General features: G+C 67.8%; 14 protein-coding genes. 8 read left to right on the top strand and 6 right to left on the bottom strand.

The window, feature by feature from the left end; genetic code table 11:
* Positions 1-21 precede the first annotated feature (21 nt).
* The 4 genes from OCU_RS26565 to OCU_RS26550 form a co-directional block, all read right to left on the bottom strand.
* On the bottom strand, positions 22-927 hold the full coding sequence (locus OCU_RS26565) for a haloalkane dehalogenase (RefSeq protein ID WP_014378892.1): 906 nt from the start codon (positions 925-927) through the stop codon (positions 22-24).
* A 1-nt stretch (position 928) separates the two neighbouring features.
* Positions 929-1,414, bottom strand: coding sequence for an NUDIX domain-containing protein (locus OCU_RS26560; protein ID WP_008263193.1), 486 nt, complete (start codon positions 1,412-1,414; stop codon positions 929-931).
* A gap of 6 nt (positions 1,415-1,420) precedes the next feature.
* The gene (locus OCU_RS26555) at positions 1,421-2,776 is read right to left on the bottom strand and encodes a WS/DGAT/MGAT family O-acyltransferase (protein ID WP_014378891.1); all 1,356 of its coding nucleotides are present in this window, start codon (positions 2,774-2,776) and stop codon (positions 1,421-1,423) included.
* A 162-nt stretch (positions 2,777-2,938) separates the two neighbouring features.
* Positions 2,939-3,796 (bottom strand): SDR family NAD(P)-dependent oxidoreductase, encoded by an 858-nt coding sequence (locus OCU_RS26550; RefSeq protein ID WP_036429882.1) that lies wholly within the window; start codon positions 3,794-3,796, stop codon positions 2,939-2,941.
* 114 nt (positions 3,797-3,910) lie between these two features.
* Between OCU_RS26550 and OCU_RS26545 the strand changes: the two genes are divergently transcribed.
* From OCU_RS26545 to OCU_RS26530, 4 genes are read left to right on the top strand one after another with little or no spacing between them, the layout of a single operon-like run.
* Positions 3,911-4,996, top strand: coding sequence for an NAD(P)H-dependent amine dehydrogenase family protein (locus tag OCU_RS26545; RefSeq protein WP_036458098.1), 1,086 nt, complete (start codon positions 3,911-3,913; stop codon positions 4,994-4,996).
* Positions 4,993-5,484 carry a VOC family protein gene (locus tag OCU_RS26540; protein WP_014378889.1) on the top strand — a complete coding sequence of 164 codons (492 nt, stop codon included), beginning with the start codon at positions 4,993-4,995 and terminating at the stop codon, positions 5,482-5,484. The genes OCU_RS26545 and OCU_RS26540 overlap by 4 nt, the downstream gene beginning before the upstream one ends.
* A complete protein-coding gene (locus OCU_RS26535; RefSeq protein ID WP_009956708.1) occupies positions 5,481-6,254 on the top strand; it encodes an SDR family NAD(P)-dependent oxidoreductase in 774 nt (257 codons plus the stop codon). The genes OCU_RS26540 and OCU_RS26535 overlap by 4 nt, the downstream gene beginning before the upstream one ends.
* A complete protein-coding gene (locus tag OCU_RS26530; protein ID WP_009956709.1) occupies positions 6,251-6,859 on the top strand; it encodes a TetR/AcrR family transcriptional regulator in 609 nt (202 codons plus the stop codon). Before OCU_RS26535 ends, OCU_RS26530 begins: the two co-directional genes overlap by 4 nt.
* Positions 6,860-6,863: 4 nt before the next feature.
* Here OCU_RS26530 and OCU_RS26525 read toward each other — a convergent pair whose 3' ends face one another.
* Entirely contained in the window at positions 6,864-7,853 is a 990-nt protein-coding gene (locus OCU_RS26525) for a D-2-hydroxyacid dehydrogenase family protein (protein WP_009956710.1), read from the bottom strand.
* 54 nt (positions 7,854-7,907) lie between these two features.
* On the opposite strand from OCU_RS26525, the gene OCU_RS26520 reads away from it, so the two are divergent.
* Positions 7,908-8,786, top strand: a complete 879-nt coding sequence (locus OCU_RS26520; protein ID WP_009956711.1) for a PfkB family carbohydrate kinase — start codon at positions 7,908-7,910, stop codon at positions 8,784-8,786.
* Here OCU_RS26520 and OCU_RS26515 read toward each other — a convergent pair.
* Positions 8,776-10,209 (bottom strand): short-chain fatty acyl-CoA regulator family protein, encoded by a 1,434-nt coding sequence (locus OCU_RS26515; protein ID WP_008263181.1) that lies wholly within the window; start codon positions 10,207-10,209, stop codon positions 8,776-8,778. The genes OCU_RS26520 and OCU_RS26515 overlap by 11 nt on opposite strands.
* A 110-nt stretch (positions 10,210-10,319) precedes the next feature.
* On the opposite strand from OCU_RS26515, the gene prpD reads away from it, so the two are divergent.
* The 3 genes from prpD to OCU_RS26500 are packed head-to-tail and all read left to right on the top strand — an operon-like array spanning position 10,320 to position 13,866.
* Positions 10,320-11,825 (top strand): 2-methylcitrate dehydratase PrpD, encoded by a 1,506-nt coding sequence (gene prpD / locus OCU_RS26510; protein WP_009956712.1) that lies wholly within the window; start codon positions 10,320-10,322, stop codon positions 11,823-11,825.
* Complete coding sequence (gene prpB, locus OCU_RS26505; RefSeq protein WP_009956714.1) at positions 11,825-12,742, top strand: methylisocitrate lyase; 918 nt, start codon at positions 11,825-11,827, stop codon at positions 12,740-12,742. Before prpD ends, prpB begins: the two co-directional genes overlap by 1 nt.
* Positions 12,739-13,866 (top strand): bifunctional 2-methylcitrate synthase/citrate synthase, encoded by a 1,128-nt coding sequence (locus OCU_RS26500; protein WP_009956716.1) that lies wholly within the window; start codon positions 12,739-12,741, stop codon positions 13,864-13,866. Before prpB ends, OCU_RS26500 begins: the two co-directional genes overlap by 4 nt.

Raw genomic sequence — 13,866 nt, 5'->3', positions numbered from 1 at the left:
GATCCGCCGGGCCGCGCCCGTTCAGCGGCGCAGGAACGCCACAATATGGCGGGCCAGTACTTCGCCGGCGTCCTCCTGCAGGAAATGTCCGGCGCCGCGGATCACCGGGTGGTCGATCCCCTGCGCGCCGCGCATCTCGCGCTGAAAGATCGCGGCCATCGGCGCGGTGATGGGGTCGCTGTCACTGAAGGCGACCAGCATCGGCGTCGGACTCACCGACAGCTTGGCCCACGCGGCCTTGTTGGCCGCCGCGGCGGGATCGTCCGGAGAGGTGGGCACCAGCCCGGGCATGGCCCGGGGGCCGATGCAGTACTCGTCAGCGGGAAACGGCGCGTCGTAGCCCGCGCGTTCGGCATCGCTCATCGGCCGGCGACAGCCGCCCTGCACAAACGCGCCGATGTCGAGCGCCGGCGCCGACGTGATGGCCTCCCGGAAGCGCCACCAGATGTCGGCCATCGGCTGGTCCCCGTTCGGAAGCCCGGTGTTGGCGACGACGATCCGGGCAAACCGCTCGGGATGCTCTGCGGCGAGCCGCAATCCGATCAGCCCGCCCCAGTCCTGACCGACCAGGGTGACGTTGCGGAGGTCGAGGACATCGAACGCCAGCGCGCGCATCCATTCGACGTGGCGCGCATAGCTGTGGTCGTCGAGCCGGGTCGGCTTGTCCGAACGGCCGAAACCCACCAGGTCCGGGCAGACGACGCGGTGACCGTCGGCCACCAGTATCGGAATCATCTTGCGGTACAGGTACGACCACGACGGCTCGCCGTGCAGCATGAGAACCGGATCCGCATCTCCTGGTCCGTCTTCGATCCAGGCCACGCGCAGCGCACCGCCGTCATCGTCGGGCAGTTCGCAATACCTCGGCGCATAAGGGAAACCAGGAATCTCGTCGAACCGCTCGTCGGGTGTGCGCAGTGTCTGCATGTCAGGTCCCTTCGGATAGTCCGGCCACAGCAGGATCCGCCATCAAGCGGTCGAGAAAACCGTGCTGGCCCTTCAGCAGCTTGGTGCGCGCCGCCCCCACCGCGAACCAGCCCACCCGATCGACCTCGGGAAACTCCCGCAGCGTGCCCGACCCCTTTGGCCACTCCAGTTCGAACGTGTTGCTGCGCGCGTCGGTGATGTCGAGGTCGCTGTGCACGGCGAAGGCGGTCACCACCTTGGCGCCGGATTGTTTCAGCTGACCGAGGTCGACACGCGGCCCGGCCGGCACCGGCAACCCCAGCTCCTCGGCGAACTCGCGCTGCGCGGCCGCCCAGGGATCCTCCCCGTCGGCGTACTCGCCTTTCGGGATCGACCACGCGCCGTCGTCCTTGCGGGCCCAGAACGGCCCACCCGGGTGCGCGAGCAAGACCTCGACGACGCCGTCGCAGGTCCGGTACAACATCACACCCGCGCTCAGCTTTGCCATCGACTTCTATTCTCCCACAGCGCGTTCCAGATCCTTGAGCGAGGATTCCAGATGCGCGAGCAGGCGCTGCAGGTGCGGCACGCTGCGCCGGCACCCCACCAGACCGAAGTCCAGATTGCCGGCGTTGCTGGCCAGGGTGATGTTCAGCGCCTGGCCGTCCAGCGCGATGGACAGCGGATAGTTGCCGTCGAGCCGCGCTCCCCCGTAGTAGATCGGCTGCGTGGGCCCCGGCACGTTCGAAATGATGATGTTGAAAGGCGGCGACGTCGACGCCACCCAGCCCGGCACCGCCGCCAACGCCAGCGCCGACGTGTTGACGGCGGACAGCGCCAGCGCCTGAAGCCGCGGCAACTGCGAGAAGACCTTCTTGTTGCTGCACATCGAATCGCTGATGGTCAGCAGACGTTGCGCGGGATCGTCGGTGTCGGTCGCGAGGTTGCACAGGATGGCTCCGACCATGTTGCCACCGGCGTCGGCCTCTTCCTCGGTGCGCAGGCTCACCGGGACCATCGCGATCAGCGGCGTGTCCGGCAGCGCGTTCTGCTCGAGCAGGTAATAGCGCAGGGCCCCCGAACACATCGCCAAGACGACGTCGTTCACCGTGACGCCGGCGGCCCGCTTCACGCTTTTGATGCGGTCCAGCGACCAGGACTGCGCGGCGCAGCGGCGAGCGCCGCCGATCTTGACGTTCAGCATGGTCTTCGGCGCGCCGAACGGCAACGTCAGCTGCTGCTCGAGTAGCGCGGCGCGCGCCAGTCCTACCGTCGAGGGAGCAAGTGCCGCAACGGATCCCGCCGCACGGGCCACTGAACCCAAGCGAGACGACGGGCTGGATCTGCGCTTGGGTTTGCTCAGGCTCCACGGGGCGCGGATCTCGGGGTCGTCGGGGTCGGTGGACAGCGCGCGCTGCATCAGCTTCTGCGCCGAGACGCCGTCGATCAGTGCATGGTGCACCTTGGTGTAGATGGCGAACCGGCCGTCCTTGAGGCCTTCGACGATGTGCGTCTCCCACAACGGGCGATGACGGTCCAGCAGGGTGCTGTGCCACCGGGACGTCAGCTCGAGCAGTTCGCGGACCCGTTTGGGTGACGGCAGCGCCGAACGCCGGACGTGATAGTCGACATCGATGTCGTCGTCATACGACCACCCCAGGTTCGCGATGCCGCCGACGAACTTCGCGGGATGCTTGCGAAACGTGGGTTGGAACTCCCGCTGAGCGGTCAGTTGCTTGTGCAGCTCACGGGCGAAGCCGCGCCCGGCGCCCGGCGGGGGCTCGAACAACTGCAAGCCTCCGACGTGCATGGGATGTTCGCGAGACTCTCCCAGGAGAAAGATCGCGTCGGTGGGCATCATCAGTTCCATCCACCCATTAGACCGCGACTGACGCCGCTGTGTGCATGTCTGCCCAGATCGGCGACGAGCCGATTCGCCGCCGGTCGGTCGCGGTGACCGCGAACGCGGCAGTGGGGCGGACGGTGATCGGGCGAGTCCCGTTGTCCCAGAAGGGTTCCAGCTACCAGCCGGTCACAACAAGTCGGTGATCGTCTTCAGCCCCGCGTCATAGAGCACACCGGGCAGCATCCCGCCGTCACATTCGATGGTGGTGCCGTTGACGAAGTCGGCCTGCCCGCCCGCGAGGAACACGCACACCCGCCCCACCTCCGCGGGCTCGCCGGCGCGGCGCAGCGGAACGGCGGCGAAGTACCTCTCGCCGGTCGGATCGTCCTTGGGCAGCACAAACGACCGGAAGTTTTCCGTCATCGTCGGGCCCAACGCCACGCAGTTGACGCGGACCTTCGGCCCCCACTCCTCGGCCAGGGATCGGGTGAGGTGGTTGAGGCCGCTTTTGGCCGCGCCGTAGGAGACCAGCGTCGGCGATCCCGCCGGATGTCCCGCGCCGCTGGAGATGTTGATGATGCAACCGACGCCGTCCTGGGTCTGCATCTGCCGATAGGCGCGGATGGCGAACCACAGCGGGCTGATCAGGTTCATCTGCACCGCGAACGCATGGAACAGGGCGGTGCGCGCGTACTCGTCGTCGCTGGCGGGCGCGCCCTGAATGCGTTGCACCAGTTCGGGAATGCTCTCGACGTGCGGCGCCGGAACGGTGCCGCCGGCGTTGTTCACCAGGATGTCGACACGGCCGTGGGCGGCCACGACGTCCGCGACGAACGAGTCGATCGACCGATAGTCACCCTGATCGCAGACCTCCTGGAAAGCGCGCGGCGCCCAGTCTTTTTCGATGCCGGGGAGGCCATCGAGCGGCGAACGCGAGCAGCCGATGACCGTCGCGCCCGCCCGCAGCAGCTCGTGGGCGATGCCGACGCCCACGCCGCGGCTGGTGCCGGTCACGATCGCGATCTTCCCGTCGAGGACGCTCATCAACAGACCCTTCCCGAAGTAGGCGATCATTGACAGTCACTGTCAGCAAGTCATAGCCTGCCATTTTGTTCGCCGATGTGTAAAGGTCGCGCACCGCAGTCCGGGAGGTCAATGATGAGTAGCCCGTCCAAACTTCGTGTCATCCAGTGGGCGACCGGCGGTGTGGGTAAGGCGGCGATCCAGTGCGTCCTCAATCACCCACAGCTGGAACTCGTCGGGTGCTGGGTGCACAGCGCGGACAAGAACGGTGTCGACGTCGGGCGGATCATCGGCACCCAGGATCTCGGCGTCACGGCCACCACCAGCGCCGACGAGGTGCTGGCGCTGGACGCCGACTGCGTCATGTACAGCCCGCTGATCCCCAACGACGACGAGGTCATCGCGATCCTGCGGTCCGGCAAGAACGTCGTCACACCGGTCGGCTGGGTCTACCCCGACCCGGCCAACCCGCGCCACCAGGCCGTCGCCGACGCTGCGGCGGAAAGCGGTGTCACGCTGCATGGTTCGGGGATTCACCCCGGGGGCATCACGGAGCGATTCCCGCTCATGGTGTCCTCGTTGTCGTCGGCGATCACGCACGTGCGCGCCGAGGAGTTCTCCGACATCCGCACCTACAACGCACCCGACGTGGTCCGCCACATCATGGGATTCGGCGGCACGCCCGAGGAGGCCACCCAGGGGCCGATGGCCGGACTGCTCGACGGGGGCTTCAAGCAGTCGGTGCGGATGATCGCCGATCACATGGGTTTTCGCATCGACCCCAACATCAGGACCATCCAAGATGTCGCCGTGGCGACCGCGGAGATCGACTACGGCCCCTTCCCGATCGCCGTCGGCACCGTGGCGGCGCGCCGCTTCCGCTGGCAAGCGCTGGTCGATGGCGAGCCGGTCATCACCGCGGCGGTCAACTGGCTGATGGGCGAGGAAAACCTCGATCCCGCCTGGGATTTCGGTGGGCGCGGCGAACGCTTCGAGGTCGACATCACCGGCGACCCCGACGTGAGCCTCACCTTCAAGGGGCTGCAGCCGGAGACGATCGCCGAAGGGCTGATCAAGAATCCCGGCGTCGTGGTCACCGCCAACCACTGCATCAACGCCGTTCCCGACGTCTGCGCCGCCGAACCGGGCATCAAGACCTACCTCGATCTGCCGTTGTTCGCCGGCCGCCCGGCCCCGAATCTCGCGGCGGGCAGGCCATGACCCTCGACGACGTGTCGTTCTGTCACCTCGTCGTCGGCGTCACCGACATGGACCGCGCACTGGCGTTCTACCGCGACGTCCTGGGCATGGACGTGGTCTTCGAAACGCTCATCTCCGGAGAGCCTTTCGATGCGGTGTTGCACGCGACCCGCAAGCAGGAGGGGCGGGTCGTCGGCGGGCTGCTGGGCGGGTTGATGATCGAGCTGCTGTCGATCGGCAGCAAGCCGACCGAACACAAACCGCGACGGGGCATCACCGGGATCCACAACGTCTCGCTGTCGGTGCCCGACCTCGACGACACCCATCGCCGCATCGTCTCCGCCGGTTACACCCCCGACCAGGATCCCTTCGAGATCGGCGGTGTCCGAATGTTTTTCGTCAAGGATCCGGACGGGACGCCGGTGGAGTTCATCGAGCTGCCCAACGGCGCGCGGAGCACCTACGAACTGCACCGGGGCGTGGCGCTACATATGGGACCCGCCGAATGAGCTACAGCCACCCCGATTCGATGCGCGGGCACGTCGCGATCGTCACCGGCGCCGCCCAGGGCGTCGGCAAGGGCGTGGCCACCGCGTTGCTCGAACGCGGCGCGGCGGTGCTGCTGGTCGACATCCAGGAGGAGGCCCTCGAGGCGACCACCACCGAACTCAGGGCGATCGGACGGGTCGAACGGCTCGTCGCCGACCTGCGCGACCCCGACAGTGCGCCGCGGATCGCGACCGCCGCGATCGACGCCTTCGGTGCCGTGCACGGCCTGGTGAACAACGCGATCGCCACCAACGAGCCCAAGGCGTTCGTCGACATCACCACCGAAGACCTCGCGCTCGGCTACGACGTCGGGCCCCGGGCGACCTTCCTGCTCATGCAGGCCGTGCACCCGCTGATGGTCAGGGAGGGCGGCGGGTCGATCGTCAACCTCGGCTCCGGGACGGGTACCGGCGGCGAGCCCAAGTGGGGCGGGTACGCGGCCGCCAAGGAAGGCATCCGCGGGCTGTCCAAGGTCGCGGCGCTCGAATGGGGACGCGATAACATCCGCGTCAACGTCATCTGCCCATTCGCCGAGTCGGACGGCGTCAAGTACTGGAAGTCGTTCGCGCCCAAGGAATACGAGAAGGCCGTGGGCCGCGTCCCGATGAAGCGCATCGGCGACGTCCGCACCGACGTGGGCGCGCTGGTGGCGTTCCTGCTCGGCAGTGACGCGACGTTCATCACCGGGCAGACCATCCACGTCGACGGCGGGATCGGCTGCTTCCGGTGACCTCGCCCACCCGACCAGAGTCGCTCCGCGATCGGCAGCGCGCGCAGATCCGCGCCGACATCCGGCGCGCGGCGTTCCGGCTGTTCGTGGAGCGCGGGTATGACGCGGTGACGACGGAGGAAATCGCCACGGCCGCAGGCGTTTCCCCGCGCACCTTCTTCCGCCACGTGCCGGCGAAGGAGGAGCTGCTGCTTGCGCCGGTGCGCTATGGCGGCGCCGCGATAGTCAACCTCCTCGAAGGCCGCCCGGCCGCCGAACCACCCGACATCGCGCTGATCAACGCCATCGTCACCCGCACCCGCTCGTTCGAGCAGGCCGACACCGAGGAATGGCGCGAAGCCCTGCTGGTGGCCCCCGACCTGCTCGACAAGGTCACGGTGCACCGGCCCGCCGACAAGGACCGGGCGACCAAACTCATCGCCGAACGAATGGGCGTCAACGCCGACGCCGATCTGCGTCCCGGCTTGCTGGTCCAACTGGCCTTCGCGGCGGCGGATTTCGCCTTCCAGCAATGGGTACGACAATCGGGAAAGCCGCGGCCACTCGACCGCTACGTCACCGAGGCTCTCGACGCGGTCAAAAGCCCGCACTGGAAACGGAAGTGAGCGGTCAGCGTCGGTGCAACACCTCGGGATTGGCGATCCGAACGGGCGTCCCGTCCAGCCATGCCACCACTGACTCCACGGTGTCGGAGTAGAAGGCGCCGAGCATCTCGCGGGTGACGTACCCCAGGTGAGGAGACAGCGTCACATTCGGCAGCCGCCGCAACCGGTGATCGCCGGGCAGCGGTTCGACGTCGTACACGTCCAGCCCGGCACCGGCGATGCGCCCCGACTCCAACGCCGCGAGCAGCGCAGCCTCGTCGACGATCGGACCCCGCGACGTGTTGATCAGGTAGGCGTGCGGCTGCATCAAGGCCAGCTCGGACGCGCCGACCAGCCCCCGGGTGCGCTCCGAGAGCACCACATGGATGGAGACCACGTCGGAGGCAGCGAACAGCTCCGACTTCTGCACGCGCCGGGCCCCCACGCTCGCGGCGGTGTCCGCGGTGAGATTTTGGCTCCACGCGATCACGTCCATGCCGAACGCCTTGGCATACTCGGCCATTCGTCTGCCGACCCTGCCCAGACCGAGCAGGCCGAGCGTCTTGCCCGCCAGCGTCATACCTGCGGCGCTCTGCCAACCGCCGTCGCGCATGTTGCGATGCTCTTCGGCGAGATTGCGCACCGTCGCGATCATCAGGCCCCACGCGAGTTCCGGCGTCGCATCGCGCATTGCCCTGAATCGGGGATGCGCGAAATCGGAGTGAGCGACCAGGATCCCGTGCTCGGTGGCGGCGGCCAGGTCCAGGTTCGGCAGGCTCCTGCCGACGATGGTGATCAGTTTCAGGTTCGGCAGCCGCGCGATGAGGGTCGACGGAAACGCCATCCGCTCGCGCAGGGTGCACACCACGTCGAACGGCCGCAGCGCTTCGGCGGCCGCGTCCTCGGAGAGGTGGCGATCGAAAACGGTTACCTCCGAGCGTGTCTGCACGGGCGACCAGTCGGCGACCCGCAACGCCACTCCCGCGTAGTCGTCGAGTACCGCGACCTTGGGCATGGCTCACTCGATCATCGCGTTGCCGTGCCCGTCAAGACCGGGCACTGTGGACCCATGGGCGTTGTCGTGATCGGCCAGATCGCACGCGATCTGGTGCTGCGTACCGATGGGCCGCCGACGACCGACGATTCCACCACGGTCCTGCAGCGCAAGGAGCTGCTGGGCGGCAAGGGCGCCAATCAGGCGGTCGGCCTGGCGCAGCTGGGTGTACCGGTCGCCCTCATCGCGGTGGCCGGTGACGACGACGCGGGGACGTCGATCCTGGCGCAGGCCCAACGGGACGGCATCGACGTCGGCGGCGTCGCGCGTCGCGGCACCACGGCGCTGTTGATCGATGTGGTCCCAAAACCGCCGGAACGCATGCTCCTCGAAGACGTGCCCGAAAGCTCGCTGATCCAAGTCGCCGACCTCGATCGGTCCGTGTTCGACACCGCCGACACCGTTTCCATTCAGCTGCAGCAGCCGCCGGCCACCGCGTTGGAAGCCGCGCAACGCGCTCGGCGGCGGGGTCTGCGCGTCGTGGCCGACGGCGCGCCCGCCGAGCACATTCGGGCCGACCTGCTCGCGGCGGTCGACGTGATCCGCGCCGACGCCACGGAAGCCTCGCTCATCGCGGGCCGGGAGATCGGCACGGCGGCGCAGGCGCGCGAGCTGGCCGACCGCCTGTTGACCTGCGGTCCGGGACTGGTCGCCCTCGCGGTTCCGAAGGTCGGTGACCTGGTGGCGTGGGACGGTGGCAGCCGGCTCTTCGAATTCGCCGACGTCGACGTGGTGGATCCGACCGGCGCGGGCGACGCGTTCGTGGCCGGGCTGATCGCCGCGCTGCGTGATGGCGCCGCACCACCGGAGGCCGGCGAGCTTGCGGCCGCGGCCGCCAGCGCTACCGTTCAGCGCCTCGGCGGCCGGCCCGACCTGACCGCGCTCAAGGCGTGATCGCCGGCGGATACGGCAGATCGGTGCTGCTGTGGGGGTCGACGTACACCGGATGGCCGAGGTATGGGAACGCGCGTTGCGGGCACGCGGGCCGGTCGCAGATCTTGCAGCCGGCGCCGATCGGCACGATCGACTCGGCGTCGCCCAAATCGATGCCGACGGAGTAGATCAGCTTCTCCGCGTGCGCGACGTCGCACCCCAGTCCGATGGCGAAACTCTTGTCCGGGCCGAGGTATCGGCTCGGCTCCGTCGTGGTGGTTCGCGCGACCCAGAAGTAGGTGCGCTCGTCGGGCATCTGCGCGACTTGGGTCAGAAACTGGCCGGGCCGCGAGAACGCGTGGTGGACCACCCACAGCGGACAGTTGCCGCCGACGCGTGAGAAGTGAAAAGCGGTGGCGGACTGGCGTTTAGAGATGTTGCCGGCGCTGTCGGTGCGGACGAAGATGAACGGCACGCCCCGCGCGTTCGGGCGCTGCAGGGTGGACAGCCGGTGGCAGATGGTTTCGAATCCCACCTCGAATCGCCTTGCCAGCTGGTCGATGTCGTAGCGGACGTCCTCGGCGGCCTCGAGGAATCTCAGGTAGGGAAGCAGCAGGGCGCCGGCGAAATAGTTGGCCAGCCCGATGCGCGCCACGCTGCGGGCGTCGTCGCTGAGCTGGTCGTCGCCGGCGATGATCCCGGTGATCAACTTGGCCTGGGTGAGCAGGGCGATCTGGGTGGCGAGTTGAAAGGCACGCTGGCCCGGATGCAGCCACCGAGCCAGGTACAGGGTTTTCGATTCGGGCGCGAACCGGCGTTTGGAGTTGGGATCCAACACCTGACCGTCGTCGATCACCACCGAGACGCCGAGCTGTTCGGCGAGCAGCTCCGCGAGCTGGCCGTCGAGTCCGCCGATTCGCAAGTGGTTCTTGGTGAACAGCTCTTCGGCCGCGAGATCCAGTTCGCCGATGTAGTTCTTGCGGTCGTAGAAGAAATCGCGAACCTCTTCGAACGGCATCGGCTGCTGGGACAGCGACGACGCGTCCGAGACTTCCGAATTCGCGCGACTGTGCAGGGCCTCCAGGTCGGCCGTCGTGTCGTGCAGCCGCCTGTGCAGGTTGACCAGGGTCTGACCGATCGCGGGCATGCGGGCGACGAGCTCCTCGACCTGCCCGGCCGTCGCGGGCGCCTCGGCGAGCACCTCCCGCAGGTCGGAGATCAAGCGGGCGTCGGACTCCGGCGCGAAGTACTGGCTCGGCAGGTCGAATCGTTCGGTGAGCGTGAGCAGTACCGGCACGGTGATCGGGCGCTGGTCGTTTTCCAGCTGGTTGACGTAGCTGGTCGACAGCCCCAGGACGCGGGCCAGCGCCACCTGGGTCAGCCCCTGCTCCTCGCGCAATCGCCGTAGCCGCGCGCCGGCGAACGTCTTCGCCACGGAACCCACCGTACGCCCAAGTCCTTTCACAACATTCGCAAACTGCCGCGGACAAGGACACAAGATTACGCTTTTACAGGGGATTTACGCCGACTTCAGCCCTGCGTACTGTGCGAGTTATGCGCATTCATGATGTTCGAACCCGTCGTAGCGCCGACGACTTCCCCCGCAGTGAACACCTCGCGTGGAAGATTGCCGAGGTCGCGGCCGACCCGGTCGCCGTGCCCGCCGACGTCGAGGCGATGGTGATCAACCGCATCATCGACAACGCCGCCGTCTCGGCCGCCTCGCTGCTCCGCCGGCCGGTGGCGGTCGCGCGGGCTCAGGCGCGGGCGCACCCCGCCGCGGCCAAGGGCGCCAAGGTTTTCGGGATCGAGGGCGACTACTCCCCGGAGTGGGCGGCCTGGGCCAACGGCGTCGCGGTGCGCGAATTGGATTTCCACGACACGTTTCTGGCCGAAGAGTACTCGCATCCCGGTGACAACATTCCCGCCCTGGTGGCGGTGGCGCAGCACCTGGGGATCGGCGGCGCCGACCTGATCCGGGGCATCGCGACCGGCTACGAGATCCAGATCGACCTGGTCAAGGGAATCTGCCTGCACGAGCACAAGATTGACCACGTCGCGCACCTGGGCCCGTCGGTGGCAGCCGGCCTGGGCACGATGTTGGGCCTGGACAAAGAGACCATCTATCAGGCGATCGGCCAGGCGCTGCACCTGACGACGTCGACCCGGCAGTCGCGCAAGGGCCTGATCTCGAGCTGGAAGGCGTACGCGCCCGCCTGGGCGGGCAAGGTCGCCATCGAGGCCGTCGACCGCGCCATGCGCGGTGAGGGCGCGCCGGCCCCGATCTGGGAGGGCGAGGACGGCGTGATCGGCTGGCTGCTTTCGGGGCCCGAGCACACCTATCACGTCCCGCTGCCCGAGCCCGGCGAGCCCAAGCGCGCCATCCTCGACAGCTACACCAAGGAACACTCGGCGGAGTATCAGAGTCAGGCGCTGATCGACCTCGCGCGCCGGATGCGCGAACGGATCGGCGATCTGAATCAGGTCGCGACCATCGTGCTGCACACCAGCCATCACACCCACTACGTGATCGGCACCGGGTCGGGCGATCCGCAGAAGTTCGATCCCGACGCTTCGCGCGAAACGCTGGATCACTCGGTGATGTACATCTTCGCGGTCGCGCTGCAGGACGGCACCTGGCATCACGAGCGCTCGTATGCGCCGCAGCGGGCGCGCCGCCCCGACACCGTCGAGCTGTGGCACAAGATCTCGACGGTCGAGGATCCCGAATGGACCCGGCGCTACCACTCGACCGATCCGGCGGAGAAGGCGTTCGGCGCGCGCGCGGAGGTCACCCTCAAGAACGGCGAGGTCATCGTCGACGAGATCGCCGTCGCCGACGCTCATCCCCTGGGGGCGCGGCCATTCGAGCGCAAGCAGTACGTCGGGAAGTTCACCGAGCTGGCCGAGGGCGTGGTCGGCGAGGGCGAGCAGCAGCGGTTCCTGTCGGCCGCCGAAGCCCTGGCGGACCTGCAGGCGGGCGCTTTGGGCGCGCTCAACATCACGGTCGCTCCGCTGATTCTCGACAAGGCGCCCGCGATCGGGCCGGGGATCTTCTGATGGGCGGGCTGATCGGCGGGGCCGTGCCGGCGACCGACAAGCGGGCGCGGTTCCGCGCCGCGCTGGAAAGCGGTCGGCTGCAACGGTTCCCGGGCGCCTTCTCACCACTGGTGGCCAAGCTCGTCGCCGAGCTCGGGTTCGACGGCGTGTACGTGTCGGGCGCGGCGCTCTCGGCCGACCTCGGCCTGCCCGACATCGGCCTGACCACCCTGACCGAGGTCAGCGGGCGAGGCGCCCAGATCGCGGGGGTGAGCGACCTGCCCACCCTGATCGACGCCGACACCGGCTTCGGTGAGCCGATGAGTGCGGCGCGTACCGTGACGGTGCTCGAGGACGCCGGCCTGGCAGGCTGCCACCTGGAGGACCAGGAAAACCCCAAGCGCTGCGGGCATCTCGACGGCAAGGCCGTGGTGCCGGCCGGCGAGATGATCAAACGGCTGCGGGCCGCCGTCTCCGCGCGCCGCGACCCGAATTTCATCGTCTGCGCCCGCACCGATGCCGCCGGCATCGAGGGGGTGGGGGCGGCGATCGAGCGCGCCAAGGCCTACGCCGACGCGGGTGCGGACCTGATCTTCACCGAAGCCTTGGGCAGCCCAACGGAATTCGAGCGGTTCCGCGCCGCGGTGGACACACCCTTGCTGGCCAACATGACCGAGTTCGGCAAGTCGCCGCTGCTGACCACCCAACAGCTGTCCGACATCGGCTACAACGTGGTGATCTACCCCGTCACCACGCTGCGGTTGGCCATGCACGCCGTCGAGGCGGGCCTTCGCGAAATCGCCGAGACCGGAACACAATCCGGCCTGACCGAGCGGATGCAGCACCGCAGCCGCCTCTACGAACTGCTGCGCTACGCCGATTACACCCAATTCGATTCCGACCTCTACAACTTTTCCGTCCAAGGAGTCGCGCCATGAGCACCGTCGAAGACAACAAGCCCCGCATTTACAAAGGCCTGGCCGGCGTCGTCGTCGACACCACCGCCATCTCCAAGGTCGTCCCGGAGACCAACTCCCTGACCTACCGCGGGTACGCCGTGCAGGACCTCGCGGCCACGTGCAGCTTCGAGCAGGTCGCCTACCTGCTGTGGCACGGCGAGTTGCCCGACGAGCAGCAGCTGGCGCTGTTCACCCAGCGGGAACGAGCGGCGCGTCGGCTGAACCGGTCCCAGTTGTCGCTGCTGACCAAGTTGCCCGACACCTGCCACCCCATGGACGTCGTGCGCACCTTCGTCAGCTCGATGGGCGCCGAAGATCCCGATGAGGACGACAACAGCCCGGGGGCCAACTACGCCAAGGCCTTGCGGATGTTCGCGGTGCTGCCCACCGTCGTCGCGGCCGACATGCGCCGCCGGCGCGGACTGGAACCCATCGCGCCCCACAGCCACATGAGCTACGCCCAGAATTTCTTGCACATGTGCTTCGGCGACGTCCCCGAGCAGGTGATCGTCGACGCGTTCGAACAGTCGATGGTGCTCTACGCCGAGCACAGCTTCAACGCCTCCACCTTCGCCGCGCGCGTGGTCACCTCGACCCAGTCCGACATCTACAGCGCGGTCACGGCCGCCATCGGTGCGCTCAAGGGCTCGCTGCACGGCGGGGCCAACGAAGCGGTCATGCACGACATGATCGAAATCGGAAGCGCCGAACGGGCTTCGGAGTGGTTGTCTGGCAAGCTGGATCGCAAAGACAAGATCATGGGCTTCGGTCACCGCGTCTACAAGAACGGCGACTCCCGGGTGCCGACCATGAAGGCGGCGCTCACGCGCGTCGCCGCGGCGCGCGACGGTCAGAGGTGGCTCGACATCTACGAGGTCCTGGAAAAGGGGATGGCCCAAGCCAATGGCATCAAGCCGAACCTGGACTTTCCCACCGGCCCGGCCTATTACCTGATGGGCTTCGACATCGGGGCCTTCACCCCGATTTTCGTGATGAGCCGGATCACCGGATGGACGGCGCACATCATCGAGCAGACCGCGTCGAACGCGTTGATCCGTCCGCTGAGCGAGTATGTCGGACCGCCGCAACGCGCTCTATCGTAA

It is taken from the genome of Mycobacterium intracellulare ATCC 13950, from assembly GCF_000277125.1.
Lineage (GTDB): Bacteria > Actinomycetota > Actinomycetes > Mycobacteriales > Mycobacteriaceae > Mycobacterium > Mycobacterium intracellulare.
The sequence above is the reverse complement of the archived record's forward strand: the minus strand, read 5'-3'. Positions and strand labels throughout refer to the sequence as shown.

Bases quoted from the DNA above. Each gene is read 5' to 3' on its own strand.
- OCU_RS26520 (WP_009956711.1), top strand. From the start codon at position 7,908: ATGGGCGTTGTCGTGATCGGCCAGATCGCACGCGATCTGGTGCTGCGT.
- OCU_RS26500 (WP_009956716.1), top strand. From the start codon at position 12,739: ATGAGCACCGTCGAAGACAACAAGCCCCGCATTTACAAAGGCCTGGCC.
- prpD (WP_009956712.1), top strand. From the start codon at position 10,320: ATGCGCATTCATGATGTTCGAACCCGTCGTAGCGCCGACGACTTCCCC.
- OCU_RS26555 (WP_014378891.1), bottom strand. From the start codon at position 2,776: ATGGAACTGATGATGCCCACCGACGCGATCTTTCTCCTGGGAGAGTCT.
- OCU_RS26535 (WP_009956708.1), top strand. From the start codon at position 5,481: ATGAGCTACAGCCACCCCGATTCGATGCGCGGGCACGTCGCGATCGTC.
- OCU_RS26525 (WP_009956710.1), bottom strand. From the start codon at position 7,853: ATGCCCAAGGTCGCGGTACTCGACGACTACGCGGGAGTGGCGTTGCGG.
- OCU_RS26540 (WP_014378889.1), top strand. From the start codon at position 4,993: ATGACCCTCGACGACGTGTCGTTCTGTCACCTCGTCGTCGGCGTCACC.
- OCU_RS26545 (WP_036458098.1), top strand. From the start codon at position 3,911: ATGAGTAGCCCGTCCAAACTTCGTGTCATCCAGTGGGCGACCGGCGGT.
- OCU_RS26550 (WP_036429882.1), bottom strand. From the start codon at position 3,796: ATGAGCGTCCTCGACGGGAAGATCGCGATCGTGACCGGCACCAGCCGC.
- OCU_RS26565 (WP_014378892.1), bottom strand. From the start codon at position 927: ATGCAGACACTGCGCACACCCGACGAGCGGTTCGACGAGATTCCTGGT.
- OCU_RS26560 (WP_008263193.1), bottom strand. From the start codon at position 1,414: ATGGCAAAGCTGAGCGCGGGTGTGATGTTGTACCGGACCTGCGACGGC.
- prpB (WP_009956714.1), top strand. From the start codon at position 11,825: ATGGGCGGGCTGATCGGCGGGGCCGTGCCGGCGACCGACAAGCGGGCG.